This window comes from Calothrix sp. PCC 7507, from assembly GCF_000316575.1.
Taxonomy (GTDB): Bacteria; Cyanobacteriota; Cyanobacteriia; order Cyanobacteriales; family Nostocaceae; genus Fortiea.
Map to the genome: position 1 here is coordinate 5,567,501 of NC_019682.1, position 26,995 is coordinate 5,594,495.

Below are 26,995 nucleotides of genomic sequence, written 5' to 3' on the forward strand. Positions count from 1 at the left end.
AGTACCTGATATTCAAGTCCTGGTTGTGACTGGAAGTGAAGGTCTTTCTTCTGACGTAAAGCAAAGTAGATTCCTTGATCATCAAGCCATTTAGCGAGTTTAGGACTATGAAATTCTCTGTCTGCCAACACCACAACTCGACATTTTTTCAACAGCTTCATCGCCGTATTTATCAATCGTTTTTGCGTTTGTAAATTACTGTTTCCCACATGATTTAATGTTTCCCAATATAGTGGTAAGGCATGAGTACCCCATACCAATGTCACCATAAATACATTCCGCCCTTTCCACTGAGTTCTATCCAGTGCCACCATCCAATAACCATATTTTTGATGCTTTTTCTTATCGAAATAACGTCGCTGTTCTCGATTTAATTTATGTCCTGTTCTCTGTTGTCTGATCCAATATTTGATCAGGGGAAACCACAATAATTTCACGCAGAGATTACCTACCACTAAAAATCTTTGTAGATTGCGTTTTCGACTTTCATATGTAATTGCTTGCGGAAATAAGCTGGCCAATGTTGACAGCTTTACTTGTCGATGAGCTTGTATCAGTAACAACAATAACTCCAGTGTCAGATACTGCTGTTCACTCAAGTGCTTGCGGAAGATAGTTTGATATGATTGTGGTAACATTTTATTTTTTTGTGGGGGTTTACTTCCCCCTATTTTTTTACCACCTTATTTTCTCAAATTCTTACCACATCTCATCTTGAGCCACCTTGTCACCCGTTAAGATTTAAAAGTTGCTCTATAGATACTTTGATTTCTGGAAACGCTAACGGGGAAATAATCCCTTCAAGGATAATCTGCTGAATAAAATATTGACCATTTTGCGGTTGGCGAAATATAGTCACTTGTTTGCTAGATAAATCTATCACCCAATACTCTTGTATCAGAGCAGTGGCGTAGATTTTTGTTTTGAGTTCTAAATCTTTTTTTTGGCTGGTTTTAGCAACTTCTATGAGCCAAAAGATATCTTCTGGTTCAGGATGACGGTTATTATATACAGAATCTAGTGGTCTAACAATAGCGATATCTGGTTCAGGTTCTGAATTTTGTAGGGTTATCGGGCCATTAAACCGGACATCTGCTTTCCCTGCTAATAAATTCTCTAAGTATTTCGCGCCTCGCTTTGCGGTGTTGTAATGTATTGGGGTTTCTGGTGTCATTTCTACAATTTCCCCGGCGAGTAACTCCACATGGCGATCGCTTAAGATTCCGGCTGCTATCATGCGGTGATAGTCGTCCACTGTCCATTTTGCTAGGGTCTTCATCCCAGAGTTGTTGATTGTTTGTGTAGATTTGGTTTGATTTTATCTTTATTTGGCTGTGGGGCAAATCTCACACGGTAAACTGAACTTACTAGTACAAGAAGGCCGAAGTATGAAGTATGAAATGAAGAAGTATATACTGTTTATATCTGAGTCATAATTTTTAACCTCCATTGTTGTTGGTTCATAGTCACCAACTGAGGCTATCTCTTTACCCATCAAGCTATTGACGGTACTTGATTTACCAACTCCTGTACGACCTACTAAAAGAAACACAAATTTTTTTCCAATTTGTGCCTGCAATTTATCTTGGAGATTTTTAATAAAATCCCTTGCTTTTCCTTCGTCATCAATTTTAAGCATTCGCAGTTTATCTTATTAAATTTTAAAATTTATTTGGTAGCTAATAATCTATGAAGCTACTAATATTTATTTTTACATAATTAATGATTTATGCCTCTGTGTTTTCACTGAGGCTTGATTGATTGTAAAGTGCGATCGCCTACTCTTCCAAAACTTCCACCAATTCTTCTAAAGTCACTTCAAACGCACGGGCTATTTTAAATACAGCAGATAGGTCAACGGTGTTGAGACTACCACGCTGGACATAACTTCTAACAGTGTTGTAGTTAACTCCTGAGTAGTTAGCAACATCTTTTAGTGTCCAGCCTCTCTCTTCAGCTAGCTCTCGAATCTTTAACCTAACGTAGCCCATCCTAAATAGTTGACATTGATGCGTATGCATCAGATAATCTTTTTGTACATATTGACGCGTATGCAACAAAAGTTGTTTACGCATACCAAAAGCGATCGCCCTGTGAGCCTGGAAACTTGAGAGCGATCGCTATTCCTAACACATCCCACAAAGTGGGAAGGATTGTTCTATGATATCAATGTCTCAGCCAAAATCAAATACCCATCCTTGGTGTGTGATTCGGCAACTACCGAATATGCAAAGAATAGTAGTTGCTAGGTTTCGTTGGCGACAAGATGCAGATGGTTATTTACAGATTTTGCGACAATTAATGCCGAATGTCAGTCATATGATTGTGTTTGACTCTCTGGTTCAGGCTCAATTGCATACTTCGGCTTCGCTCAGTAACCACATGGATTAAAAAACCGCAGAGAAGCGATCGCTATAATTGGTTTGATGACTTTTAGGCGATCGCTCAATAAATACTCAAGTAGTAAAAATTTGTCTTTCAGTAACTAACTTGATGCGCTGGTATAAAACCGCAAAGCAAAGCTCCAAAACCAAGTAGAAACAAAAAACAGGGCTAATGCCAACACTGCTGTACCTATAAACCAAGTGGCGTGGCCTTGTCCTAGCATCGCTTCTGCTGGGATAGTAGTTAAAAACGCCACTGGTACTACGTAGGTAAAGAAAAAGCGGTAAGCTGTGGGATATGCGGTTATTGGATATCGCCCAGCTTCTAGCAAACCGCGTAACACTTCAGTAGTGTTGTATACTTTTACGAACCAGATGCTGGTTGCTCCCAGTATAAACCACAGGCTGTAAAGAATCACCAAGCCAAAAAATAACGGTACTGCACTAACCAAGTAGTTGCTGATTTTTAAGCCGAGTTTTGTACCTGCATAGCCAATAATCGCAATACCAAAAACTAAATCTGGGAGTCCCCAAGGGGAAATGGTATGAGTGGAAAGCCAAAACTGACTGTGAATCGGCTTGAGTAGGACAAAGTCCAAAGTACCGCGCTGCACATGGCTGACAATGCGATTGAGGTTGGGAGCCAGAAAAGTGGCAGAAAAACCTTGCAGTAGGGTAAAAATTCCCAAGACAACTAAAGCTGCATCCCATGACCAGCTACCAAAGGTGTAGCCGTGACGATAAAACAAGAATAGTCCGAAGAGACTGCCTGCGAGATTGCCCAAGCTGCTGAGGGTAGCTAAGATAAAGTTGACGCGATACTCCATCTCAGACGCTATAGCAGCACTCCAAAATAGCTTAAGTACTTTTAAGTATCTTTGCATCTTCGTATTTTATATATAAATAATATATTTACGTAAACTTAATCTTATTGTTTATTCTGAAAATTTGCTCAACGCTAAGATGTTGTGAGCGTGTTCTTTATGATTTGAGATTCTATGCATTTTGATTTACCACAACTGATTAAATCACTGGGCTATTTTGGGATATGGGGAATTGTCTTTGCTGAATCGGGTTTGCTGATTGGATTTTTTCTACCTGGAGATAGTTTACTGTTTACTGCAGGATTTATAGCGTCTGTGCCGAAATCAGAACTGAATATTTGGGTGCTAATATTTGGTGCTTTTGTTTGTGCAGTCCTTGGTGATAATGTAGGCTATGCAACAGGTCACAGATTTGGCCGCAAATTTTTTCAGAAAGAAGATTCATGGTTGTTTCATAAAAAACACTTGGTGAAAACCCAAGATTTTTATGAAAAGCATGGGAAGAAGACAATAGTTTTAGCACGGTTCACACCAATTATTCGGACTTTTGCGCCAATTGTAGCTGGTATTGGTGCTATGCATTATCGGACGTTTATGTCTTACAACTTAATTGGTGGCTTTTTGTGGACTTTTGGAATTACTTTGTTAGGGTTTTTCTTAGGAAAGTCTCTGCCTCCAGAACAGGTGGATAAGTATTTGTTACCGATTATTGGACTAATTATACTTATTTCTCTAGTGCCGTCAATTATTCATATAATTCAGGACAAGAGAGCCAAGAAATCATGAAATTGTTGGCAAGATGTCACCTAAGTTTGATTGTGCGATCGCCTATTCCTGATATTCTGGAAAATTGCCACCATCAATAACTAGCCTTCCTTCCTTGTATGCCTGTCGCAGGGCTACGGCTTCTGATACGATTTGTTGGGCGCTTAAACCCTCTGAGTCCATCATCTTTTGCAGAGTTACACCTGTACGTTCATCCTCTTCATGAATGGCGGGTATTTGGCAATACCTACCGCCATTCTTTGTCCGTCGCCAAATACTTGGTTTTTTGGGTTTTGGTTCTTGAGAAGTGCGTTTTTCTTTGACTAGAGAGCGTACAGCTTCTTGGGTAATGTAGCTCAAGTCTAAAAGAGCGTCTATTACTGGCTGATATTTTTTACTGTTATTTGCTAGCTGATATACGGTTAAAGGTTCAATTTGTGCTAAATCCTGGGGCGAAAACTGACTAAATACCGCCGCAATCTTCAGATATCTTTTTTCCTCACCCCGCCAACCTTGATCAATAAGTAGCTTTTTGTAATGCTTGAGTGAAAGCTGCTGTTTTTGTTCAGCCAACCAAAAAGCATGATGCAAAATTGTCTTGGTGACATCAGCAAGGGAAAACAAGGAGAATTTTTCGACATCAACGCTTTTAAGAACATTGACTTTATCGTCGATATATGCATCAAATTCCGACTTGGCAATTGCTTGAGAGTCAACTTGGGCTGCAATTACACTCTGCATTTGTGTCATCATGATGTTAGATTCCTCAAAACTCCCTGGTACGCACAACAAATCCACCGCCTTTAGGAGTTAATCCAACGGGTTTTCTCAAAGGCGATTGCACTTAAGTTAGTGGACGTTGAGAGATAAATTCATTCTATAGAACAATTGTACTACTTTTCGTCTAAGAAGAAACCCTAAACATACTCAAATTATGGGTTAAGTGATGAAAGCTTTATACAAGAGGGGGAAATGGGGCATTGGTGTCAACTTAGAGCCAGGGCGAATAGAATTCGCGGCTATACAAACAAAGTCCGCCTGCGCGGACTAAGGTAAAATCAAGGGTTTTGCCTGTGTACCGACAGTTTTTAACCGCCTTTTTAACCTTAAGTTGACACCAATCGGGCATTGGACATTGACTCTTGACTAACCACGAAGAATATAGCGGCTTTGAGCTAGTTCTGTGGGTTCTCTTTGCGTAATTGTTCAGAAACTCCACAAAAGCTGATAGCGTCAAACAAAGGAAGATATGATTGTGGACGTTACAGCTTGAAAACGCGCTCTAATTACTGGCAACTACTACCTTATATTCGACCCCAGTGGCAAAACATCATTAGGGGATTTGTTGGCATTTTGGGATATGTGCTGGCTACATTAATGCTGATCAATGTCGCGGGTAAATTGGCAGTTCCTTTTGGACAAGGTAATGTAGTGGCGATCGCCCAACTGGTCGGGATCTGTGCCTTAATATTTCTTGTACGGGGCTTTTTTCAGTCTATCCAAGACATATATATGGCAAAAGCTGCTTTAAGAGCGGCTTTTCATCTCCGTCAGCAAGTTTATGCTCATCTGCAAAAACTGAATCTCAGTTATTTTGAAACTGCACAAGCCGGTGATTTATCTTACCGTCTCACGGAAGATATTGACCGCATCGGGGAAGTGATCAACAAACTCTTTCATGATTTTGTTCCCTGTGTGTTGCAGTTGTTGGCAATTCCTATCTACATGATTTATTTGAATTGGCAACTGACTCTGGCTGTAGTAATTGTTGCACCGCTGATGGCTATTTTAGTGGGCTGGTTTGGTGAACGGTTGCAAAAGTATGCTCGGCGTAGTCAAAATCGCGTGTCGGGTTTATCAGCTATACTTACCGAAGTTTTCAGCGGTATCCGTTTGGTACAGGCTTTTACTGCGGAAAACTATGAACTTGGGAGATTTAGCCATGAAGCAGAACGCAGTCTACAAGCTAAATATTCAGCGGAACGGTTAAAAGCTATTCAGATTCCCATAGTGGGATTTTTAGAAGCTTTGAGCGCTTTATCTTTATTAATTGTGGGAGCGTGGCAAATTTCCCGGAGTAACTTAACTGTGGGAGAGTTTGTCAGCTACTTGGCTGCAGCGGGATTGTTAATTGACCCCATTGGTCATACGACGAATAACTACAACGAATTTAAACAAGGTGAAGCTTCCGTTGACCGGGTTTTTGAATTAATAGCAATTCAACCGGCGGTGGTGGAAAAACCAAATGCGATCGCATTGACTCCTGTTCAAGGCAAAGTCGAATATCGTCATGTGTCGTTTGCCTATAAACCTGGTGAACCTGTATTAACAGATATTAGTTTATTGGCAATGCCAGGGGAAGCGATCGCACTGGTGGGCGCTTCTGGCGCAGGTAAAACGACATTTGTCAACCTCCTTCCCCGCTTTTATGATCCAGTAGCTGGTCAAATTTTGATTGATGGCGTTGATATTCGGGATGTGACGCTGCATAGTTTGCGGCGTCAAATTGGCATTGTTCCCCAAGAAACCATCATGTTTTCTGGAACGATTGCTCAAAATATTGCCTTTGGACAAGAATTTTTTGAAATGACAGCTGTTGCAGAAGCAGCGAGAATTGCTAACGCCCATCAGTTTATCACCCAACTACCAGAGGGCTATAACACTTGGGTGGGTGAGCGCGGGGTGAATTTATCGGGTGGACAACGCCAAAGAATAGCGATCGCTCGTGCTGTTCTCCTCAACCCGCGAATTTTGATCCTGGATGAGGCGACATCAGCCTTAGATTCCGAGTCAGAAGCACTAGTACAGCAAGCCTTGGAAAGACTAATGCAAGGACGAACCGTGTTTATTATTGCTCATCGGTTATCTACAGTCAGAAAGTGCGATCGCATTTTAGTGCTAGAAAAAGGACAAATTATGGAATCAGGAACTCACGCAGAATTGTTAGCCCTAGAGCGTCGCTATGCACGGTTTTATACTCAGCAGTTTAGTTAACAACTTTGATCGAACAAAATTTATCCCATCCACCAACTACGCCATTATTACACGTAGGGGCGAACGGTTGTTCGCCCAAAATCGAAAAACGACCCTTGTAGGTGGCTTGCCTATTGCTTATTGCCTATTCCCTTTCATTCAGAGTTTTGGGATTGCTGGCTGACTTCTCTTATTTGCTTTTGCTGTTCTTGGAGCCAGGTTTCAAAAAGTTCATTTAACAAACGCACTTTCATTGCTTCATCCAATTGTGCAGGAATAGATTTCTCCAGTTGCACAATCACAAACCATTCAGCGATGCGAGTCGGTGGTACAACTTGATGCGGTTGAGTGCTAGAAAGCATTTGCGCCATTGCTGGGTGGAGTGCATTTAATTCAATCGGGCCAACCAAACCCCCAGTTTGAGCTTCTGGCCCGAGTGAGTATTGACGCGCCAAATCTGCAAAAGACTGTTCTTTGGCTTGAATGCGGAAATAAAGTTCTTGAGCAATCCCTGCATCTTGAGTCCGCAGAAGAGAATAAATCACTTTGTCTAGTTTTCCCTTGTGCTGAAAGAAATGGGATTCTAGCTTGTTACCCCAGGTGGCTTGCTTGAATTTTTCAATTTTCAGCTTACGAACAGTGACAGCATCTAATTGATGAGTACTGAGACCATGATGTGCCATCCATGCGCTGACATCAGCTTCGCTGGTAAACTGTTTTTCAGCGTAAAACTGCTGTTTAGCTTGGACTACTTCTTCCGGGGTACACTCAATTGTAGCGATCGCCTCGTCGATAATCAATTCCCGCAGTAACTGTGGCAGCATTTGGTAACTTGCCAGCAAGGGAATCAGTTCAGTAGATTTAATTGTACGGTTGCCGATTTGGATCTCTTCAGTCATTAGCTATTAGACATATAAGAAAAAATCTATTGTTAGATTTTATACTTTTTGATTGTATATGCTAAACCAGCATCCCGCCAAGAACCAATGCCAGAGGTGAAGAAAGGAAATAGGCAATAGAGAATCACAGGGAATAGGCATTTCAGTACGTATTGCTGATTAGTTGCCTTCTTGCCTTTTGTCTCTTACCGTGTGTAGGAACAAAATCTTCTTAGCCACTTCTTCCGAAACCGGGATCACCGATAACCGATTTCCTGTTTTCACAACCATTAACTCTTCTGGACTAAATTCTTCTTTGAGTTTGAATAGCCAAATGGGATTGGCAAAAACCTCCACAAATTCTACAACAACTGTTTGCCATCGAGGTGATTCGGGAGTTGATTTAGGGTCGTAGTATTTACTTGTGGGTTCAAACTGGCTGGGATCAGCAATACCTATTTTCACCACACGCATCAATCCAGCAATACCAGGAGGATTACTATTGGAGTGATAAAAAAAAGCTAAATCACCCAACTGCATTTGAACTAGAAAATTGCGAGCTTGATAATTGCGAACGCCATCCCAGATAGTTTCACCATCGCGTTGCAAGTCAAAGATGCTATAGACCTCTGGTTCTGATTTCATCAACCAATAATTCATTTGTTATTTGTCATTTGTTATTTCTCCCCCTACTCCCCGCCCCCATTCTCCCATTTCCCATTCGCTTCTTTCTACTGTTCCAAATTCCAATTTAGCGCCGTAGCTATCTGACCAGCCAATTCTAGCGGATTAAACGGTTTAGCGATCGCTGTAGCCATTCCCATTTGAGCATAGCGACGGCGGTCTGAAGCCTGGATTTTAGCGGTTAATAAAATCACCGGAATTGCTTGCGTGGCTGGGTTTGCTTGCAGTTGCTCAAAGGTAGTGATACCGTCCATATCTGGCATCATCACATCCAACAGGATTGCATCTGGTTGCCCAATCTCGGCTTTAGCTATACCCTCAATACCAGAGTTTGCCGTCACCACTTCCCAGCCAGCGACGGTTTCCAAGCAAATCTTGGCAACTTCTTGAATATACTGCTCATTATCAACCACTAAAATGCGCTTTTTTGTCATGATTACCACCTTCTTCGGAGAATGGGAAATTGGCAACTCGGTAACTGTTCTCTATTCCCTTTTTAAAATGAGTAATTTTTTGGAGTAATTCCATCACGCGTTGTTCAAATTCTTTGGTTGTCACAAGCCCTTTGGTCAAAAATTCTGTATGTCCTAACTTGAGTCGATTACGTTCCGACTCTTCTAAATCCCTAGCCGAGTAAACAACTACGGGTATACTACAAAGTTGATTGTGTTGTTGTAGCCAATCTACCACTACAAAAGCATCACTTTCTGGCATAACTAAGTCGAGAATTAATAAGTCAGGTTTGACTTCTTGACTAAGGCGAATGGCTTCCCGTCCGCTTTTGGCGAGGAAGGTTTCAATATCATGTCTGGCAAATAGAGCCATCAGTAAATCAGCTACATCATTATCATCCTCGACAATCAAAATGCGGACTCGCTTTGAGGACTTAGCTACGACTTGCCTAAGTGACTGCAATAGGTAACTTTGTTTGACTGGTTTACTTACCCAATCAGCAAAGTCTGCATTAGTTTGGCTATTGATAGTTGGTTTGTAAACACTACAAATCACAATGGGAATATTTTTCGTATTAGCTCGTTCTTTCAAGACTGCCATTGTCTCCCAACCATTCATCCCAGGCATCATTAAATCTAGTAAAATAACGTTTGGCTGTTGAGCAGCTGCTAAGGCGATCGCTGCTTGACCACTAGTTACCGTTACTACTCGATATCCTCCTTGTTCCAGTAGTGTTTGCATCTCCGCACTGATTACTGGATCATCGTCGCAGACTAGGACTAGGGGAGCGAGATGATGGCTGAGTGCTGAATCTTGAGTGCCCAGTTGTAAGTGTTCTGTGATTGAGTCTTCTAATTCAGATATCTGAAAAGGCTCTAAAATGGGCAGGGTGAAGTAAAAAGTGCTACCTTCGCCCAAAATACTCTCAACCCAGATATGTCCACCATGTTGCTGCACTATACTCTGGCAAATTGCCAAGCCTAAACCTGTACCATCATGGTTGCGAGCATCGGAGGAATCGACCTGTTGAAAGCGTTCAAAGATGCTATCAAGTTTGTCAGATGGGATGCCACGTCCTGTGTCTTTGACTGCTAATAAAACTTCATTCCCTTGTTTTTGAGTCGTTAGCCAAATTGTAGATTCAGCAGCCGAGAATTTAATGGCGTTACTCAGCAGATTAGTCAAAGTTTGGACAATTCGGTCTTGATCTGCCCATAGCTGCATAGATAAGCTGGCAATGGATATTTGCACTCCAGCTTTGTCTGCTAGCGGCTGTATGACATTCACCGCTGACTTAATCAAATCAGCCAGATTGCAGGTTTCTCGTGCCATTTTCACCCTGCCCGACTCAATCCGCTCAATGTCTAGGATGTCGTTGATCAGACGGACTAGGCGATCGCTGCTATCAGTGGCAATTTGTAGTAGGCGTTTTCCTGGCTCTGAGTCTGCGTTGAGTAAACCGCTGGCTAGCATTCCTAGTGAGCCGTGAATCGAAGTTAGGGGTGTGCGGAGTTCATGACTGACGACAGAAACAAACTCATCTTTCATCCGCTCAATTTGTTTACGCTCAGTTACATCACGTAGAATTACCGTATAAAAAATTTCATTCCCCATATTTAACTTCGATATAGAAGCCTCTGCTGGAAATTCTGTGCCATCCTGACGACACCCGAATATTTCCCGTCGTTCTCCCATCCGCCTAGCTAGACTGGGAGATTGACCAAAATCAGTGACATGATGACGGTGAGACTGGGCAAAGCGTGGTGGTAACAGTAAGTCCAGGCGCTGGCCAATTACTTCCTCGGCAGAGTAGCCAAAAATCTTTTCTGCTCCTTGGTTAAACAAGGTGATGCATTGATGACTATCAATGGAAATAATCGCATCATCGGCAATATCTAAAATCCGGGCAAATTTGGCTTGAGAAATCCGCAGTTCTTCTTGAATTCGCTGACGTTCGTCAAGTTGTGAGCGTAATTTTCGATTTAGCCCCACTAACTCAGCAGTGCGTTCTGCTACGCGCAATTCTAGTTCGTTATTAGCTTTTTGGAGGGCTGCCTGACTCTGCTGGAGTGCGACTTCTGCAAAGGCGCGATCGCGTTGATTATGAGCTTGAGCCATGCACCTTAGTAGTTTCACCCGCTCTAAGCGATTGATCATCCGAGTCACTAGCTCTGGCCCGACAATGGGTTTGCTGACAAAATCATCAGCACCCACGCTGAATACCTGATGCAAAATTTCCGCATCATGATGAACTGTGAGAAAGAGGATAGGTAATTCACTCCAGTGGCGATCGCTCCTTACCACTTGGCACAACTCAATCCCATTGATGTAAGGCATCTCCACATCCAAAATCAGCATGTCTGGTTTAACAGCTTCCAGCGTTTCCCAGAACTTCCGTGGATCATCAAGGGTAATTACCTTTAGCCCCCAAGGGCTGAGTAAGGTTTGTAGTAATGTGAGAATTTGGCGATCGTCGTCTACAGCTAATACCTTGGCTTCAGTGAAAGGTGTTTGTTGCAATACTTGGGTAATTGCTTCTAGCACCTGAGCAATCAGCATCGGCTTCTGGAGGAAAGTATGTACACCATGACGAGCCAGTTGCAGACGATTGGCAAAGTCACTCTGCTCAGTAAAAACTAGCACTGGTACGGCAGGTTGAGATTGGGAAAGTTCCGCTAGCAGACTCAAACTTTCATCTTGATGAAAAGAGACACTAGGGTCGAGTAACACCACGCTAGGATATTTGCAGTTAATTTGAGTTCTAGCTGTCTCAATGTTAGCGGCAACTGCCACTTTTAACCCCCAGTTAGTAGATTCCTTAACTAGCTGTTCAGCAATCACGAAATCACTGTCAATTACCAACACTAAAGGCTGTTCATCGCTAGTAGGTGGCGGTGAGACTTTTTTAGCTTCTATTTCCTGACGCAGTAGCTTAACCCAATGATGCAAGTTACTAGTTTGAGTTAGTGTTAAACTTTTGTCAGATTTCAGTAATTGTTCGATTTTACGTGCTAGCTCAGAGCCAATAGCCAAGCCAAAAGTACCTAAAGAACCCGCCAAGGTGTGGGCTTCTTGTGCTGCTTGTCGTCGCACTTCCGAATTTAATACTTTTTTGCCGAGAGATGCTGCTTGCTCCAATACCTTCACCTGCTCATCAACTCGCCCCTGAAATTGCTGCCAAATACCTGCAACTGCTGTGAGTGTTTGCTGCTGCAATTTGCAATTAGGAACAGTAGACTTAGCATGATTTAATTCTTCCTTGTGCCTTTTCTCGCCCTCTGTGTCCTCTCTCCTCCTGTCTGCTTCTTGCGGTTTCAGCCGATAGCCAATGCCATAGACTGTTTCAATCAAATCACTAGCCACTCCCACAGCCTTGAGTTTCTGCCGTAAACCTTTAATATGGGTGCGAACAGCTTCTTCTGTGGGAGTATCGTCATAAGACCAAAGATGTGCCAAAATCATGCCGCAGCTAAATACCCGGTGGCTGTTTCGCAGGAATAGCTCCAAAAGGGCATATTCTTTTGGGGTTAATGACAGTAAATCTTGAGCGTAGGTGACTTCACAACTACTAGGGTCAAGCCGTAAATCGCCCCACTCTAGTACAGGCTGTGATGTTGATGCTCCCCGACGCAATAAAGCTCGGACACGTGCCACTAATTCCTCTGCGTCAAAGGGTTTAACCACATAGTCATCTGCACCTGCATCTAGTCCAATTGCTTTCTCATGACTACTATCGCGTCCTGTCAATAACAAGACTGGCATTTGCATACCACTAGACCGAATTTGCCGACAAAGACTCACACCATCTAGCTTCGGCAAGATGACATCTAGGAGAATTAAATCGTAGTCATAAATTTCAATTAAATTCCAAGCAGCATCACCATCAATGGCAACTTCGACCGCATAGTTGTGATTAGTAAGAATGGCGGTGAGTGTTGCGGCCAGTAACTCGTCATCCTCTACAACTAAAATCTTCATATCACAGGCTTTTCTGAAGATAAGGAATTTATCAGAACAATTAAAAAAACATCAATTCAAAACTTTAATTAATATTGAGCTTGCAGGCATCTTTAAGGATATGGGCTGAATATTATTTTTTATTTTAAAAGCTGAATTTATAAATGATGCTTACGCTCTAGAGACTAGTATAAGCTAGCAGATATCAGGGTGATACTTTTGTGTAAAGATGCTTAATATTGCCAAAAGTATCATGAGATTTTTGTGGGCGATCGCTATTAATAAATCATAAATATTATCATTAAGAGCATTAGTGCGACTTTATCCATTTTTACGAACTCTAAAACCTGACACCGAAACTCTTGTACGGCGATAGGTTTAGTTTTTGTAATTTATCGATAATCAGTGACGTAGAAAAAGTATTTGCCAAAAAGCCAGGGTTTTTGCCGAATAAAGGAGAGCAAGTTCTTAATTTTGGATAAAGTCGAGCTGAGAGCAGAATTGTTTGTTGTCCTCACAAGTTCCTCAAATTCTTGATCTATAAACATAACTGTAGCAAGAGAAGCGATAGAACACTCAGACTAAATAATTAAAGAAATTTTATCTATAACAATTGCCAAAAGTAGTTTGGGAATGGGGAATGAGTCCTGGAAAGGATTTACCAATGTCCGACGCCTATCTTGCCGCTTGGGGCGGCTTTCCTCCTCGCTCATAAGGAATGTTCTCCCACCGCTTTCAATAAATAACAGAGGTCTATATGTTTAAAAAGATTTTAGTTGCATTAGATCGCTCAGAAATGGGACAACAAGTGTTTGCCCAAGCATTAGCTTTAGCAAAGTTAACAGGAGCTAGCTTAATGCTACAGCATGTATTATCTGCGGAGGAAGAAGGTAGCCCTTATATTCCTATGTTATCTAATTTTGAATACTATCCAGGATTAAGCTCTTCCAGCTTTGAGTACTATCAAAAGCAGTGGGACAGCTTTAAAAATGAAGGTCTTGAGATGTTACAAACCTTCTGCGCTCAAGCAAACACAGCGGGGGTGAACGCAGAATTTACTCAAAGCCTTGGCCTTCCTGGTCGTCTCATCTGTGAGTTAGCTCGCAATTGGAACGCAGACCTAATTATCATCGGGCGTCGTGGTCTTTCAGGATTAGCAGAACTATTCCTGGGTAGCGTCAGTAACTATGTTCTCCACCATGCTCTTTGTTCTGTCCAGATTGTACATCTTTCAGCTAATTTGCCAAAAGCCAAAGAAACTGTTCAAGAAACAATCACCGTTGGCTAGAAACTTTGCTTTCCCACCATACTCATACGAATCATGGGTAGCATCTTTCTGGGTATGAATTCATCTACAAGCCCCTGAAAGTGGAAGTTTATGAGGATGCTGAGAGGGAAAGTCGCATTTCTCGTGACAGATTGGTCACTACATAATCCCAAATAGGCAAAAAGGGAGATGGGGTAAGGGTCAAAAGAATGAATGAGACTGTGATGGTGATTGGTTATGGTAATGACTTGTATAGTGATGATGGCATTGGACAAAGAGTCGCTAATGCGATCGCTACTTGGCATTTATCAACCGTGAAATCTCTAGCAGTTAGCCAACTTATCCCTAAACTAACTACAACTTTAGCAAGTGTTGAGTTAGTCATCTTTGTTAATGCTTACTTAGGTTCCGAAAGCTCTCAAGTGCAAGTACAATCCCTCTTACCCTCTCTTTCTAGTCTCATTAGTGGGCACATCAATGATCCGCGATCGCTCCTCGCTCTCACTCAAGCTAGTTATGGTTATTGTCCCACAGCTTGGTTGGTGAGGGTGCCCGGACTCTACTTTGAAGTCGGGGATGATCTATCACCAGTCGCCGAAACGGGAATAGCGATCGCACTAGTGAAAATTATCCAAATTCTTGACAGAAATAACAATTTATGGCTGAACTTTGGTTGATGCAAAATCTCTTAGAAACTGCTGTCAACCGTGCTAGACAACTAGGCGCACATCACATTCACGAGATTAAAATTCAGATTGGTGCAGCATCTGATGTGACACCGGAGTCTTTGGCTCAAGCCTTTGAGGTTGTCAAAAATGGTACAATTGCTCAAGATGCTCATCTGCACTCGGAGTATCTACCAATTGTTTGTTACTGCGCTACTTGCAATGTGGAATTTCAACCAATAGATCCTCTTTATCAGTGTCCAGAGTGCCACCAACCCTACTGTGAGATTCGCCAAGGACAGGAGTTGGAATTGAATGATTTGGAAATTTCTTGAAGTACAGGACTAAAGCCAACTGGCACACTTAGCCTCTGGTATAAGAGTCAAATCCTTTCTTCTATAGCAAGATTGCCTATTATTGCCTATTGATTTTAATCAGTGCGGCTACCAATTTTTCAATATGCCTTGGTTCATGAGTCGCCATCATAGATATTCTGATCCGACTTGTGGGTACTGTGGGCGGACGAATCGCTGGGGCAAATATAGCAGATGTTGTGAGATGCTTACTAGTTATTAATGCTGCTGTGGCGCTGGGCAATTGAAAACATACAATAGGTGATTCTGAAGGCAATAATTTTAATTTAGGTAGATGTGCTTGCATTAGCTTTTTGAAATAATCTACATTTCCCCACAATTGGGTGCGGCGTTGCGGTTCTTGTTGCACTATCTTGATTGCGGCTAAAGCCACGGCTGTGTCGGCAGGCGAAAGCGCAGTCGTGTAAATCCAGGTAGGCGCGCGATTCCGTAAAAAATCTATTAAAGTTGCACTTCCTACGACATAGCCGCCTAAACTACCAAGGGCTTTACTCAAAGTGCCAACTTGAATTAATTGCTTTCCCGTCAACCCAAAATGTTCCACACACCCTGCACCAGTTTTACCCATTACTCCAGTGGCATGAGCTTCATCTACTAGCAGCATACAGCTAAATTCATCAGCTAAACTCAGCAGCGTTGGTAAAGGACATAAGTCACCATCCATGCTGAAGACGCTATCGGTAATAATTAAACAGCGGCGGTAATTTTGTCGTTGCTGGCTCAACTGGATTTTCAAAGCTGCAACATCACCGTGGGGATATTCGACGATCGCTGCACCACTGAGAATTGCACCGTTTTTCAAACTAGAGTGATTGTATTGGTCAGATAATATTAAATCGCGCTTGCCTACCAAAGCAGCGATCGCACCTAAATTTGCGAGATAGCCTGAACTAAATACTATTGCATCTTCTGTTTGTTTGAGAGCGGCGATCGCCTTTTCTAATTCTCTATGTAATTCCCGATGTCCACTAAGTAGTCTTGAACCAGTGCTACCAGTACCAAATTTTTGCAGAGATGCCATCCCCGCCTGAATTAATCGCTCATCCCCGGCTAACCCCAAATAGTCATTACTAGCAAAATTAATCACCTCTTGCCCTGCTAATAACACAGTCGCACCGGGAAGCCCCTCGATTGCTTGTACAGATCGATACCAATCCGCCTGATGAATAGTTTTTAGAGAATCGTCTAGCCAAGCATAAGGGTTTGTAGGCATGGGGTGATATCTTCTGTCATGGGAGTCAGGAGTCAAGAGTCAAGGTTTTTTGGACTAAGAAGGCTAAAACCCTTCTACCTATAGCAAGATTGCCTATTGTCTTATCCTAGCGACAATTATTTACGTCAAGTTACTTAATGCATCCGTAAGGATCTTACCTTTTTACATCCTCCTCTGGCTCCCACAACTCTTTTGATATCGATTCTTGAGAGTTTGTGTTTTCTTTTTCAGGTTGACATTCCCAGGAGTAGTTGCATATTTTACTACGCAGCACTGTACCTAGTGTGATATTAATTGCCAGGGCAAAGAAATCGATAAAAATCAGATTTACAACTCGATCAATCATTAGTCCCTCCAGATATCTTTTAGCTTCAAGTGATATCTGAAGTTTCCTACATCTAACATCATGCCTTTTCCAGAAATATGCTACTTCTGGGTTGCCAGCACTGAGTATAATAAAATATCTGTACCAGTTGGTTCAATGATTTCAGAACAGGACAGAAAACTCTTGCAGTGTCGTTAGAAGTTTAAATAAATTCCAATTCATCTATAAAAACAAATTCGCACTCAATTGGTGAGAGCCAGACTTGACATATTATAGCGATTCCCACATTGGTGAGGTACAGACAAAAATAATTAACCGCTGATAGAAGAGGATGGACGCGGATAAACGCAGATAAATTTGTACCTCACCAGACTAGAAAATGCTATATGTTATCGTACACCTCTGCTTCAACTATAATTCCTGGTGGCAGATATTTATTACCCACAAAATCAGAGTTTCTAAAGTAAAAATTTCCACCCACTAAAAGTTTAGCTGGCTGCAATTTACCTTCTTGTTTAGCTTGGTAGTCTGCTTGGGAAAGTTCTTCATTGCTGGGATGATGACGTACATAACTCATCAATAAATCCCATTTTTCTAGGCTTAAGCTTCCTTTACTACCCATGAATGAATAACTATGTCTATGTATGAGTGACAATTAAGTCACAGTTTCTCACCTCAAAATCCTTGACTTTGTAGTTCTTAAACCACTTATCCCACTTAAACCAAAAACTTGACAAAAAAAACATCAGGGCAAGAGCTAAAACCCTTACCCTGTATGTGTTTAACGGAGAGGGAGGGATTCGAACCCTCGTATACATTTCTGCATAACAGACTTTCCAGGTCTGCGCCTTCAACCACTCGGCCACCTCTCCAGGTGCCACGATTTACGATTGTACAATGAAACACCAGAAAATGCAAAGATAAAAACAGACACTCATCCAAAATCCCGAATCAAGATGTCCCGAAAATACACGATTAGAGTCCACGATCGCCATACTGGCAAAGAATACAGTCTACAAGTCCCAGAAGACCGCTACATCCTGCATAGTGCTGAACAACAAGGAACAGAGCTACCGTTTTCTTGCCGCAATGGTGCTTGTACTACTTGTGCTGTCAGGGTGCTGTCAGGAGAAATTTACCAACCGGAAGCGATCGGACTGTCGCCAGCATTACAGCGCAAAGGCTACGCTTTGTTATGCGTCAGTTACCCCCGTTCTGACTTGGAAGTGGAGACACAAGATGAAGATGAAGTCTATGAACTCCAGTTTGGGCGCTATTTTGCTAGGGGGAAAGTTAGAGCGGGTTTACCTTTAGATGAAGATTAAGATTTGGTTCACGCAGAAGCGCAGAGGCGCGGAGACTCATAGGTCTGTGCGTTTTAGTATATTGGTGAAAAAAATAGCAATTGTGGCTTGCTTATTACTGTTGGTGAGTTGTCAAGCTAAGAATCAGCAAGCCGCTAATGAAGTGCAAGTGAAAGTGGCGCGAGTGGTGAGTGGGCAAAGTTTAGAAGTACTGGGAATGGCTGAACAACCCAACTTGATTTCCCCGGTACGGTTAATTGGTATTGATGCGCCAGATATGCGACAGCGTCCTTGGGGAGATGACGCCAAGCAAGGATTAGAGGCGCTGATTGGTGGTGCAGAACAAATTGTTACCTTGGAGTTTGATTTAGAAACTAAAGACAAAATTGGGCGGACTTTGGCTTATGTATGGAAAGATAAAATGTTGTTGAACGAAGAATTAGTCAAACAAGGTTATGCGTTGTTCGTAGGGCGATCGCCTAACCACAAATATGACCAGCGTTTAGAACGTTCCCAACAATTAGCTAGACTCATGAGACAAGGAATTTGGAAGCCAGAAAAACCCATGCGCCTTACTCCTGCTGAATTTCGTCGCCAGTTTCGATAAGAGGCAGGGGGCAGGGGGCAGGGAGCAGGGAGTAGAGAAAATAACCCTTGACTCCTGACTCCTGACTCCTGACTCCTGACAAATGCCCAATGCCCAATAACAAATAACAAATGACAAATGACAAATGACAAATCAAATCTTTCTCGAAATTGCCACGGAAGCGGCTCTAGCTGCTGGTGCCGTGTTACAAGGTTACTTGGGTAAATTAGAAGACGCAATTACAGAAAAAGGACGCCCTGGTGATTTAGTCACCGCTGCCGATAAAGCCTCAGAAGTGGTTGTTTTGGAAATTTTGCGTCGCCACTTTCCCCAACACTCCATCCTGGCTGAAGAATCGGGGAAACTAGGCAATCAAGAAAATGAATACCTGTGGGCGATCGATCCTTTAGATGGCACAACCAATTACGCGCACCAATACCCGTTTTTTGCTGTTTCCATTGGGCTATTAATTAATGGCGTACCAAAGGTGGGAGTCATTTACGACCCTTTCCATAATGAGCTATTCCGTGCAGCTGCAGGTTTAGGTGCAACACGTAATCGCCGCCGCATTCAGGTGTCGGAAACATCCGATCTGAATAAAAGCTTACTGGTGACAGGTTTTGCCTACGATCGCCGGGAAACATCTGACAACAATTACGCAGAATTTAGTCACCTCACCCATCTTACCCAAGGAGTTAGACGCAGTGGTTCAGCATCACTGGATTTAGCTTATGTTGCTTGTGGGCGTGTTGATGGCTATTGGGAACGAGGACTCTCTCCTTGGGATATTACTGCAGGCATCATCTTAGTACAAGAAGCTGGGGGTAAAGTCACTGCCTATGATGGGACTCCCGTAAAAATTGAGTCTGGGAGAATTCTCGCCACTAATGGTTATATTCACGACAACCTCAGTCGTGAATTGTTGCAAGTTCCGCCACTCTCAGCGTGGAAATGATATGGGGCAGAGGGAGCAGGGAGCAGGGAGCAAGATAAATAATTAATGACCCTTGACTCCTCACTCCTGACTCCTAACTCTTGACAAATGACAAATGACTACTGACAACTACCCAAGGTATAGAAGTAAACTAGAAATAATCACTCTACTACTATGGTGCATATCCCTGTTATGTCTCTAAGAATAGACCGTGGAATTTTTAAATATGATTTTATAGATCATCACGCAATTTTGTGTGTTCCAGTGGATGCGGATGTGAAAGAGATCCGTAAACGCTATTTAGCAATTGCTCGCCTTTTGCACCCCGATAGTAATAGTAGTGTAGGTGCTGCCCAAAAACAGCTAGCAGGTGAATTATTATCTAAGTTGGTTAACCCAGCTTACGAAAAGCTAACTGCAGAACGCACACGCTCGGAATATATTATAGTTTTGTCTCAACTAGGCAAGCGTTTAGTGCAGGAATCCGGTTCAGTGGAACTGCATACAGACTTGGCTAAACAGCTGGCTAGTTCACCAAATATAGATCACTTGTATAAGAGTGCGATCGCTAAACTGGCGGCAACTCAATATGACTCTTTACAGCAAGTACCACAAGTCATTGCCCAAATTAGTGAGTTGAATTTAATTTACTTAATGCGGAGTGCTGGTAAATCATTAGCAGCACCGCCTCCTCCTCCAGCTAAGACTAATTCAGTCACTCCCCCAAGTCCAACACCAAATAAAGCACCCGCACCGACACCACCACCAGCAACCGAAGATTCTGTTGCAGAACAGTACATCCGTCGCGCTCAAACTTTAATCGAAAAAAATCAATTTGCCCAAGCTCAGGTAGAGTTAAAAGATGCTCTCAAACTAGAGCCCAAAAATAGTCGTTGTCATAGCCTGATTGCAGTCGTTTATGTGAAGCAAAATCAGCTAAAAATGGCCAAGATTCATTTTGACAATGCTCTGAAATTAGACCCTAATGACCAATCAGCTTTGGCATGGAAACCCAAAATAGATAAGGCTTTAGGACAACCATCTGCTGCTGCTAAAGTGTCTGCACCTGTCAATGCTGATGGGAAACAATCAGATAAGTCTGGAAGTGGGGGTTTGTTTGGGGGTTTGTTTGGTGGGAAGAAAAAATAGTTATCCCACAGGCTGTAGGGACAAGGTAACCCATTGGATTAAAAAGTAAATATAAGTAGATCGGCGCAATTAAAGCTAACTGGCAAGGTTGTCATTTGTCATTGGTAAAGGTTTTAAGCCTAGTTACATTGAGGCACCTCTGGTAACAAGTTCATAGAAAGCGGCGGGAAACTCCAAACTAAGAGCGATTCACTGAAGCTCTGCCAAAGTGTGAGTGGAGAGGGATAGCCCATTGGTGTCAACTTAACGTGAAAGCCTTGAAACTCTCACTTACCGCGACTATCCTCGTTACCCCACCCTAACCCTCCCCGATATATTGGGGAGCCAGTGCGTTGGGCGGCTCTGCCGACTTGTACCGCTAAAGCGGAACCCGCTCTTTAGCACCTGGCGTGGGATTAAGGGGGTAAAACGTATGTCGGGCAAGCGTTTGAGCTTAAGTAGACACGGATGGGGATAGCCGCCCCATTCCACATTCCCAAAGACTCTATCCCCTTGGGGATGGAGTTTTTCATAAGTATTTGCGACTGCTTAACTTTGCTGTTACATCGCCAATCTTTTATGGGAAGACTACTCTTAATTAGTAAATTATTATATTCCCTAGATTTTTATGACAATTCCTCTATTTTGTGGAGATGCTGGGCGTAACTTGCTGATCCGCAGGGGACGGATAACTACGCTAATGCAACTGTTTAGATTCTCGGCTATTTCATCACTCAAGAAATTTGAGGTGTTCCATGTCCGCAGTTAGCCTCAGAAAAATTCTTAACAAAAAAGAGTTGCTATCTCTTATTCATAACTTAGTTTACCAGTTCAACATCAATTGCAATGTTGAACTGGCAGATGGCACGAAATTGATTAGTATTGGGGAGCAACCATTAGAAAGCCGATATCCAATTGAGGTGTCAGGAGAAATTATCGGTTGGGTTGTTGGGGGAGAACAGGCCACGCTACTGGCGACTTTGCTCTCGTTTGTGGCAAAGCAGGAAGCTGAGAAGAAAGAACTCGCTAAAGAATTGCTAGAGCGATATCAGGAAATTGATTTATTTCAGGATATCTCGACTCAATTGACAACGAGTTTAGATAGGCGACAGATTGCTGAACTTGTGCTTCAGGAATTGAGTCAATTGATTGAATCGTCGGCGGGGATGATTCTGTTGCTGAGTCCAGATGCAGCTGAGTTTGAAATTATTGCCGAATTTGGAGTGTTTTTTAAGCACAGTCAGCCAAAACCAGGTAAAGGAATTATCGGCAATATTGTGCAATCCAACCGCGCAGAACTCGTCAATAATGTGCAAGCCGATCCTCGATTATGGGGACAGAAAAACGTTAATGCTTTGATTTGTGTACCACTGAGAGCCAAGGAGCGTGTACTGGGAGCGATCGCTATTGGTACACAAAAAACTGACTCTTACAAGGCTGAACACCTGAAACTTGTGAGTATCTTTGCCTCTCAAAGTGCGATCGCCATTGACAAGGCTGTACTTTATGAACAAAGTACTCAAGCAGCCATCCAAGCAAAAGCCCAGACACAAAAGCTGCAGCAAGCTCTCCAAGACTTACAACTGGTACAAACCCAGTTAATCCAAAGCGAGAAAATGTCTTCTTTGGGGCAACTGATTGCTGGAGTCGCCCACGAAATTAACAACCCAGTCAACTTCATTTGCGGCAATTTGAGGTATGTCGCAGAGTACGCCCAAAATTTGTTACACCTGTTGTCCAAGTATCAGCAAGTCCTACCTATTGCTCCTTGTGAACTGGAATCAGATTTAGACAATATAGACCTGGAATTTATCATGGAAGACCTCCCCAAACTGCTAGATTCCATGAAACTGGGAACAAGTCGCATCGTGGAAATTGTCCAATCCCTGAAAAACTTCTCCCGCCATGACGAAGCCGAAATGAAAGCCGTCAACATCCACGATGGTATCGACGGCACGCTGATGATTCTTCACCATCGCGTCAAAGCAGATGTTCATCGTCCAGCAATTGAAATCATTAAAGACTATGCAAAACTTCCCCTGATTGAATGCTACCCCGGACAGTTGAATCAGGTATTTATGAACATCCTGGCAAATGCTATTGATGCTTTAGAAGAGGGAATGGGGAAGTCAGAATTAACTCACAATTTACAACTCACAACTCAAGGCTCCCCGACTCCCAACTCCCGAATCCCGACTCCCCAAATCACTATTCGCACCCAATTCTTGGACAAACAGTGGGTTGTGATTCGCATTGCCGATAACGGCCCAGGCATGAAGCAGGAGGTAATCCGCCGCATCTACGATCCCTTCTTCACCACTAAAGATGTTGGCAAAGGAACCGGGTTAGGTATGGCAATCAGCTACCAAATTATTGTGGACAAACATCGGGGAGTACTCAAGTGCCGTTCTCAACCAGGTGAAGGGACGGAATTCTGGATTCAAATTCCCGTAAATTGCACCTTGGCAGAGGCTCCTGAAGCACAGAATAGCACTTCTGATCCATCAACTCCTATCACAGAATCATCCCCCACTGCCGATGCGGAAGGCTTCATTCCATCAACAATACCAACACTCAAACCAGTTGATTTGCTGATCCGCCATACTCAACTGATTCAGCGACTTTCCGAACAGAGTCCTGATATGGGCACTGCATCACCCGATCAAATTTACCAAATGTTCCAACGCCACCCAATTTCCTTAAAGCTTTACGCCACCTTGTTGTCTTGGTTCTGTTGTACTAACCCTACCCACCTACATCCCTGAGGAAATTTCAACTATGCCTAGCCAAATTGATGAATACAACCGTCAGTTATTTGAACAATGCCCAGTTGGTTTAGCATTGTGCCAGATGGATGGGACGCTGATTGATATCAACCCTGCTTATGCTGCCATTTTGGGTAGCACCATCCCGGAAACCCTAAATTTTAACTACTGGGAGATGATGTCCCAAAAAGATGCCGCCAAGGCAGCTATGCTAGAGAGCCTAGAACGGACTGGGCGCTACAGAGCCTGTGAAATAGAATACATCCACAAAGATGGGTATTTGGTTCCGGTTAGGCTTTCGGGAGTGCTGATCGACAAGGACGGAGGGCAACTAATTTTGTCAACGGTAGAGGACATTAGCGACCTCAAGCCTGCCCACCAAGAAAACCAAAACGCTGAAAAAATCTTGAAACAAAGCGAAGCCCGATACCGTTCTCTGGTGACAGCTAATACCCAAATTATCTGGGTCAGCACACCAGAAGGAATATGTTTTGAACTAACAAGTTGGATTGCCTATACAGGTCAAACTTTAGCTGAAGCTGAGAATGGGGGCTGGATTGAGGCCGTTCATCCTGAAGATCGCGATCGCACTGGTAAAGTTTGGGGAGAGGCTGTGACGAACTGTCAGGTCTATCAAATTGAATACCGAATTCGGGGCAAAGATGGCATCTATCGCTACTTTTGGGTGTGGGGTGCCCCTGTGATCGAAGAAGACGGTAGTGTTCGCGAGTGGATTGGCATCTGCACTGATATTCACGATCGCAAGCTGGCAGAAGCCGAAAATCAGCGTCTTAAAGAACGATATGGCGCTTTAGTAACTGCTACCTCACAGATCATTTGGGCGGCTACTCCGGAAGGACTGGCGATCAGCAGTGAAATGCTGACTTGGATCGCCTACACAGGTCAGATTCAAGAGGAGGTTGACGGTTGGGGCTGGCTAGATCCAATTCACCCTGACGATCGCGCCCGTTCCGCAGAAGTTTGGAGTGCGGCTGTAGCCAACAGAGGTCTTTATCAAACCGAATATCGGCTACGTGACAAGGATGGTATATACCGCTATTTCTCTGTGTATGGTGCCCCCGTCATGGAAGCAGATGGGAGTATCCGGGAATGGATTGGCACCTGCACTGATATTCATGAACGCAAGCTAGCAGAAGCCGAAAATCAACGGCTGATGGACATGTTGAATCATTCCAGCGATGCGATCATCGTCCGCGACATGACCGACAAAATATCATACTGGAATCAAGGCGCACAGAGGCTTTACGGCTGGACTCGTGAGGAGGCAAAAGGCCAATACATTTACACATTTCTCAAAAAAACCTTTCCCAAACCAAAAGAAGCAATCATCGCCGAATTATTACAGCAAGGCTATTGGGAAGGAGAAGTGCAACACCTCACCCGCGATGGTAAACTGATCACGGTTCAGAGCCGATGGACTCTGCAACGAAACATTTCTGGTCAGCCTGCCGCTGTTCTGGAAATTAATACTGATATTACTGCCCGTAAACAAGCAGAAATTGCTCTGCGGCAACTAAATCAAAAACTAGAAACCAGAGTAGCAGAAAGGACGGCTGCCCTGGAAAATACCCTAGCAGAAGCCCAAGGTTTAAATGCTATTTTGGATAACTTAGCCGATGGTTTGTTAGTGGTAGACACCACCGGACAAATTACCCACTTCAATCCTGCGTTTTTAACTATGTATGGATTGACAGCTAATCTTGTCAAAGGTCACTATCAGGAATTACCGATATCCGGTTTAGCAAACTTGGTTGACCGAACTCAGTCCCATCCCAGCGAAGTGTTTGCTGCGGAAGTTGCCCTAGCGAAAGAACGCATTGGTCAAGCAGTAGCCACCGCCATCTTCAAAAGGGCGGTAGTCAATGAACCAGCTGTCTGCTTTGGTTCGGCGCTGCTGATTCGGGATGTGACTGCAGAAAAGGAAATCGACAAGATGAAGACCGATTTCATCTCCACGGTTTCCCACGAACTGCGGACACCATTGACTTCTGTCCTCGGTTTTGCTTCCATCATTCAAGAAAAGCTGGAAACTGATGTGTTCCCGATGCTTTCTACCGAAGACCGCAAGCTGCAGAAAACTATCAAGCGAGTGGGTGACAACCTTAAGATTATTGTGTCGGAAGCAGAACGGCTGACATCTTTGATTAACGATGTCTTAGACATTGCCAAAATGGAAGCAGGTAAAGTGGAATGGCAAATGCAGCCCCTTGATCCAAGTGAGTTAGTAGATTGGGCAACCACTTCCACAGCCGCATTGTTTCAAACCAATGGCTTGCAGCTAATTAGCGACATTGAACCGGGATTACCTGAAGTAGTGGGCGATCGCAATCGTTTACTCCAAGTCTTGATTAATTTGATTTCCAATGCCATTAAGTTTACCGAATCCGGTTCCATAACTTGCCGCATCAGACAACAAAACAACGGTGTTTGCATTAGCATCATTGATACAGGCGTTGGCATTGCACCTGAAGACCAGCCTAAGGTGTTCGAGAAATTCCGGCAAGTTGGCGACACCCTCACCGACAAACCCAAAGGCACAGGCTTAGGACTGCCCATCTGCAAACAAATTGTTGAACATCACGGCGGTAGAATCTGGGTAGAAAGTCAGCCAGGTGAAGGGAGTACGTTTTCGTTCATCATTCCGATTTACACCAGCAATCATACAACCAGTGCCAAGCTGAATCTAGATGCCTTGGTAAAACAACTCAAAGAACATGTGATCACCACAAACACTGTCCTGGAAGAAAACCGCAAAACCATTTTAGTGGTGGATGATGATGCCAACATTCGAGAACTGCTGCGTCAACAACTAGAAAACGAAGGCTACAACGTCCGGGAAGGAAAAGACGGCGTAGATGCAATTCATCAAATCAAAACAGCCCGTCCCGATTTGATTCTCTTGGATGTGATGATGCCTCAAATCAACGGTTTCGATGTCGCGGCTGTCCTCAAAAATGATCCTCAGACAGCAGATATTCCCATCATCATTTTGTCAATTATTGAAAACAAAGAACGAGGCTACCATATTGGCATCGATCGCTATCTTACCAAGCCCATCAACACCGAGAACCTCCTCACCGAAATTGGCTCACTACTTTCTCAAGGCACTTCCAGTAAAAAGGTATTGGTAGTTGATAAAAATGCGTCAACTTTTAAAATCCTATCGGATGTGCTACAAACTCAGGGATACAGCGTGATTGGAGCTTCCAACCCCCAAGAATGCATCAATAAAGCGTTGTCAGCTAAACCTGACATGATCATCATTGATTCTATTTTTTCTCAAGAAGCCGATTTGGTGAAAACCCTACGGTTTGAGAAGGAATTGGAGAATGTATTTTTCATCATGCTGTCCGATCAATAATTTGGGGACTAGGGACTAGGGACTGGGGACTGGGGACTGGGGACTGGGGACTGGGGACTGGGGACTGGGGAAGAGTTTTCTAATGCCCAATGACTAATGACTAATGACTAATGACTAATGACTAATGACTAATG

At 43.2% G+C, this 26,995-nt stretch carries 25 protein-coding genes and 1 tRNA gene (1 of these 26 only partly in view); 12 read left to right on the forward strand and 14 right to left on the reverse strand.

What is annotated here, in order from left to right:
- From CAL7507_RS23875 to CAL7507_RS23890, 4 genes are all read right to left on the reverse strand, one after another.
- On the reverse strand, positions 1 to 638 hold the 5' portion of the coding sequence (locus CAL7507_RS23875) for an IS4 family transposase (protein WP_015131056.1). It extends 562 nt beyond the left edge of the window; only the first 638 of its 1,200 coding nucleotides appear in the window; the start codon lies at positions 636 to 638; its stop codon lies beyond the left edge, outside the window.
- An 89-nt stretch (positions 639 to 727) separates the two neighbouring features.
- The gene (locus CAL7507_RS23880; protein ID WP_015131057.1) at positions 728 to 1,279 is read right to left on the reverse strand and encodes a Uma2 family endonuclease; all 552 of its coding nucleotides are present in this window, start codon (positions 1,277 to 1,279) and stop codon (positions 728 to 730) included.
- A 45-nt stretch (positions 1,280 to 1,324) separates the two neighbouring features.
- Entirely contained in the window at positions 1,325 to 1,639 is a 315-nt protein-coding gene (locus tag CAL7507_RS23885; protein ID WP_015131058.1) for a GTPase, read from the reverse strand.
- A gap of 139 nt (positions 1,640 to 1,778) precedes the next feature.
- A complete protein-coding gene (locus CAL7507_RS23890; RefSeq protein ID WP_015131059.1) occupies positions 1,779 to 2,075 on the reverse strand; it encodes a helix-turn-helix domain-containing protein in 297 nt (98 codons plus the stop codon).
- Positions 2,076 to 2,160: 85 nt separating this feature from the next.
- Here CAL7507_RS23890 and CAL7507_RS23895 point away from each other — a divergent pair, with 85 nt between their 5' ends.
- Positions 2,161 to 2,391: a hypothetical protein gene (locus CAL7507_RS23895; RefSeq protein ID WP_015131060.1), complete on the forward strand. Its 231-nt coding sequence runs from the start codon at positions 2,161 to 2,163 to the stop codon at positions 2,389 to 2,391.
- A 94-nt stretch (positions 2,392 to 2,485) separates the two neighbouring features.
- Here CAL7507_RS23895 and CAL7507_RS23900 read toward each other — a convergent pair whose 3' ends face one another.
- Positions 2,486 to 3,268, reverse strand: a complete 783-nt coding sequence (locus CAL7507_RS23900) for an ABC transporter permease (RefSeq protein WP_015131061.1) — start codon at positions 3,266 to 3,268, stop codon at positions 2,486 to 2,488.
- A gap of 114 nt (positions 3,269 to 3,382) precedes the next feature.
- Between CAL7507_RS23900 and CAL7507_RS23905 the strand changes: the two genes are divergently transcribed.
- On the forward strand, positions 3,383 to 3,994 hold the full coding sequence (locus CAL7507_RS23905; RefSeq protein ID WP_015131062.1) for a DedA family protein: 612 nt from the start codon (positions 3,383 to 3,385) through the stop codon (positions 3,992 to 3,994).
- Positions 3,995 to 4,036: 42 nt separating this feature from the next.
- Here the strand turns inward: CAL7507_RS23905 and CAL7507_RS23910 are convergent, their stop codons facing one another.
- Positions 4,037 to 4,726, reverse strand: coding sequence for a hypothetical protein (locus CAL7507_RS23910; RefSeq protein ID WP_015131063.1), 690 nt, complete (start codon positions 4,724 to 4,726; stop codon positions 4,037 to 4,039).
- A 516-nt stretch (positions 4,727 to 5,242) separates the two neighbouring features.
- Between CAL7507_RS23910 and CAL7507_RS23915 the strand changes: the two genes are divergently transcribed.
- Positions 5,243 to 6,967, forward strand: a complete 1,725-nt coding sequence (locus CAL7507_RS23915; protein ID WP_015131064.1) for an ABC transporter ATP-binding protein — start codon at positions 5,243 to 5,245, stop codon at positions 6,965 to 6,967.
- Between the two features lie 134 nt (positions 6,968 to 7,101).
- On the opposite strand, the gene CAL7507_RS23920 is transcribed toward CAL7507_RS23915, so the two are convergent.
- The 5 genes from CAL7507_RS23920 to CAL7507_RS33515 all read right to left on the reverse strand — a co-directional run bounded on the left by CAL7507_RS23920 (position 7,102) and on the right by CAL7507_RS33515 (position 13,631).
- Positions 7,102 to 7,845, reverse strand: coding sequence for a peptidylprolyl isomerase (locus CAL7507_RS23920; protein WP_015131065.1), 744 nt, complete (start codon positions 7,843 to 7,845; stop codon positions 7,102 to 7,104).
- Positions 7,846 to 8,004: 159 nt separating this feature from the next.
- On the reverse strand, positions 8,005 to 8,484 hold the full coding sequence (locus CAL7507_RS23925; protein WP_042341521.1) for an EVE domain-containing protein: 480 nt from the start codon (positions 8,482 to 8,484) through the stop codon (positions 8,005 to 8,007).
- 71 nt (positions 8,485 to 8,555) lie between these two features.
- On the reverse strand, positions 8,556 to 8,942 hold the full coding sequence (locus CAL7507_RS23930) for a response regulator (RefSeq protein WP_015131067.1): 387 nt from the start codon (positions 8,940 to 8,942) through the stop codon (positions 8,556 to 8,558).
- A complete protein-coding gene (locus CAL7507_RS23935) occupies positions 8,914 to 12,939 on the reverse strand; it encodes a response regulator (protein ID WP_015131068.1) in 4,026 nt (1,341 codons plus the stop codon). Before CAL7507_RS23935 ends, CAL7507_RS23930 begins: the two co-directional genes overlap by 29 nt.
- A 560-nt stretch (positions 12,940 to 13,499) precedes the next feature.
- Entirely contained in the window at positions 13,500 to 13,631 is a 132-nt protein-coding gene (locus CAL7507_RS33515) for a hypothetical protein (protein WP_015131069.1), read from the reverse strand.
- 44 nt (positions 13,632 to 13,675) lie between these two features.
- Here CAL7507_RS33515 and CAL7507_RS23940 point away from each other — a divergent pair, with 44 nt between their 5' ends.
- From CAL7507_RS23940 to hypA, 3 genes are all read left to right on the forward strand, one after another.
- The gene (locus CAL7507_RS23940; RefSeq protein WP_015131070.1) at positions 13,676 to 14,206 is read left to right on the forward strand and encodes a universal stress protein; all 531 of its coding nucleotides are present in this window, start codon (positions 13,676 to 13,678) and stop codon (positions 14,204 to 14,206) included.
- Between the two features lie 188 nt (positions 14,207 to 14,394).
- Positions 14,395 to 14,862, forward strand: a complete 468-nt coding sequence (locus tag CAL7507_RS23945) for a hypothetical protein (RefSeq protein ID WP_015131071.1) — start codon at positions 14,395 to 14,397, stop codon at positions 14,860 to 14,862.
- Positions 14,844 to 15,185 carry a hydrogenase maturation nickel metallochaperone HypA gene (gene hypA, locus CAL7507_RS23950; RefSeq protein ID WP_015131072.1) on the forward strand — a complete coding sequence of 114 codons (342 nt, stop codon included), beginning with the start codon at positions 14,844 to 14,846 and terminating at the stop codon, positions 15,183 to 15,185. Before CAL7507_RS23945 ends, hypA begins: the two co-directional genes overlap by 19 nt.
- Positions 15,186 to 15,264: 79 nt before the next feature.
- On the opposite strand, the gene bioF is transcribed toward hypA, so the two are convergent.
- The 3 genes from bioF to CAL7507_RS23970 all read right to left on the reverse strand — a co-directional run bounded on the left by bioF (position 15,265) and on the right by CAL7507_RS23970 (position 17,634).
- Positions 15,265 to 16,437 (reverse strand): 8-amino-7-oxononanoate synthase, encoded by a 1,173-nt coding sequence (bioF, locus tag CAL7507_RS23955; RefSeq protein WP_015131073.1) that lies wholly within the window; start codon positions 16,435 to 16,437, stop codon positions 15,265 to 15,267.
- Between the two features lie 707 nt (positions 16,438 to 17,144).
- The gene (locus CAL7507_RS23965) at positions 17,145 to 17,384 is read right to left on the reverse strand and encodes a hypothetical protein (protein WP_015131075.1); all 240 of its coding nucleotides are present in this window, start codon (positions 17,382 to 17,384) and stop codon (positions 17,145 to 17,147) included.
- Positions 17,385 to 17,547: 163 nt separating this feature from the next.
- Positions 17,548 to 17,634 (reverse strand) — tRNA-Ser (locus CAL7507_RS23970).
- 84 nt (positions 17,635 to 17,718) lie between these two features.
- Between CAL7507_RS23970 and CAL7507_RS23975 the strand changes: the two genes are divergently transcribed.
- The 6 genes from CAL7507_RS23975 to CAL7507_RS24000 all read left to right on the forward strand — a co-directional run bounded on the left by CAL7507_RS23975 (position 17,719) and on the right by CAL7507_RS24000 (position 26,861).
- Positions 17,719 to 18,087, forward strand: coding sequence for a 2Fe-2S iron-sulfur cluster-binding protein (locus tag CAL7507_RS23975; RefSeq protein ID WP_015131076.1), 369 nt, complete (start codon positions 17,719 to 17,721; stop codon positions 18,085 to 18,087).
- Positions 18,077 to 18,673: a thermonuclease family protein gene (locus CAL7507_RS23980; protein WP_042341525.1), complete on the forward strand. Its 597-nt coding sequence runs from the start codon at positions 18,077 to 18,079 to the stop codon at positions 18,671 to 18,673. The genes CAL7507_RS23975 and CAL7507_RS23980 overlap by 11 nt, the downstream gene beginning before the upstream one ends.
- Positions 18,674 to 18,797: 124 nt before the next feature.
- Positions 18,798 to 19,607, forward strand: coding sequence for an inositol monophosphatase family protein (locus CAL7507_RS23985; protein ID WP_015131078.1), 810 nt, complete (start codon positions 18,798 to 18,800; stop codon positions 19,605 to 19,607).
- Positions 19,608 to 19,778: 171 nt separating this feature from the next.
- Positions 19,779 to 20,735: a J domain-containing protein gene (locus tag CAL7507_RS23990; RefSeq protein WP_042341527.1), complete on the forward strand. Its 957-nt coding sequence runs from the start codon at positions 19,779 to 19,781 to the stop codon at positions 20,733 to 20,735.
- 734 nt (positions 20,736 to 21,469) lie between these two features.
- Positions 21,470 to 23,479 (forward strand): ATP-binding protein, encoded by a 2,010-nt coding sequence (locus CAL7507_RS23995; protein WP_015131080.1) that lies wholly within the window; start codon positions 21,470 to 21,472, stop codon positions 23,477 to 23,479.
- A gap of 13 nt (positions 23,480 to 23,492) precedes the next feature.
- Positions 23,493 to 26,861 (forward strand): PAS domain S-box protein, encoded by a 3,369-nt coding sequence (locus CAL7507_RS24000; RefSeq protein ID WP_015131081.1) that lies wholly within the window; start codon positions 23,493 to 23,495, stop codon positions 26,859 to 26,861.
- The last annotated feature ends 134 nt before the right edge of the window (positions 26,862 to 26,995 follow it).

Coding starts and splice junctions, on each gene's coding strand:
- CAL7507_RS23920 (WP_015131065.1), bottom strand. CDS start 7,845: ATGACTGAAGAGATCCAAATCGGCAACCGTACAATTAAATCTACTGAA.
- hypA (WP_015131072.1), top strand. CDS start 14,844: ATGGCTGAACTTTGGTTGATGCAAAATCTCTTAGAAACTGCTGTCAAC.
- CAL7507_RS23975 (WP_015131076.1), top strand. CDS start 17,719: ATGTCCCGAAAATACACGATTAGAGTCCACGATCGCCATACTGGCAAA.
- CAL7507_RS23945 (WP_015131071.1), top strand. CDS start 14,395: ATGAATGAGACTGTGATGGTGATTGGTTATGGTAATGACTTGTATAGT.
- CAL7507_RS23905 (WP_015131062.1), top strand. CDS start 3,383: ATGCATTTTGATTTACCACAACTGATTAAATCACTGGGCTATTTTGGG.
- CAL7507_RS23995 (WP_015131080.1), top strand. CDS start 21,470: ATGTCCGCAGTTAGCCTCAGAAAAATTCTTAACAAAAAAGAGTTGCTA.
- CAL7507_RS23925 (WP_042341521.1), bottom strand. CDS start 8,484: ATGAATTATTGGTTGATGAAATCAGAACCAGAGGTCTATAGCATCTTT.
- CAL7507_RS23965 (WP_015131075.1), bottom strand. CDS start 17,384: ATGGGTAGTAAAGGAAGCTTAAGCCTAGAAAAATGGGATTTATTGATG.
- CAL7507_RS33515 (WP_015131069.1), bottom strand. CDS start 13,631: ATGAGCGAGGAGGAAAGCCGCCCCAAGCGGCAAGATAGGCGTCGGACA.
- CAL7507_RS23940 (WP_015131070.1), top strand. CDS start 13,676: ATGTTTAAAAAGATTTTAGTTGCATTAGATCGCTCAGAAATGGGACAA.
- CAL7507_RS24000 (WP_015131081.1), top strand. CDS start 23,493: ATGCCTAGCCAAATTGATGAATACAACCGTCAGTTATTTGAACAATGC.
- CAL7507_RS23895 (WP_015131060.1), top strand. CDS start 2,161: ATGATATCAATGTCTCAGCCAAAATCAAATACCCATCCTTGGTGTGTG.
- CAL7507_RS23990 (WP_042341527.1), top strand. CDS start 19,779: ATGTCTCTAAGAATAGACCGTGGAATTTTTAAATATGATTTTATAGAT.
- CAL7507_RS23935 (WP_015131068.1), bottom strand. CDS start 12,939: ATGAAGATTTTAGTTGTAGAGGATGACGAGTTACTGGCCGCAACACTC.
- CAL7507_RS23910 (WP_015131063.1), bottom strand. CDS start 4,726: ATGATGACACAAATGCAGAGTGTAATTGCAGCCCAAGTTGACTCTCAA.
- CAL7507_RS23900 (WP_015131061.1), bottom strand. CDS start 3,268: ATGCAAAGATACTTAAAAGTACTTAAGCTATTTTGGAGTGCTGCTATA.
- CAL7507_RS23890 (WP_015131059.1), bottom strand. CDS start 2,075: ATGCGTAAACAACTTTTGTTGCATACGCGTCAATATGTACAAAAAGAT.
- CAL7507_RS23985 (WP_015131078.1), top strand. CDS start 18,798: ATGACAAATCAAATCTTTCTCGAAATTGCCACGGAAGCGGCTCTAGCT.
- CAL7507_RS23980 (WP_042341525.1), top strand. CDS start 18,077: ATGAAGATTAAGATTTGGTTCACGCAGAAGCGCAGAGGCGCGGAGACT.
- CAL7507_RS23885 (WP_015131058.1), bottom strand. CDS start 1,639: ATGCTTAAAATTGATGACGAAGGAAAAGCAAGGGATTTTATTAAAAAT.
- CAL7507_RS23880 (WP_015131057.1), bottom strand. CDS start 1,279: ATGAAGACCCTAGCAAAATGGACAGTGGACGACTATCACCGCATGATA.
- bioF (WP_015131073.1), bottom strand. CDS start 16,437: ATGCCTACAAACCCTTATGCTTGGCTAGACGATTCTCTAAAAACTATT.
- CAL7507_RS23930 (WP_015131067.1), bottom strand. CDS start 8,942: ATGACAAAAAAGCGCATTTTAGTGGTTGATAATGAGCAGTATATTCAA.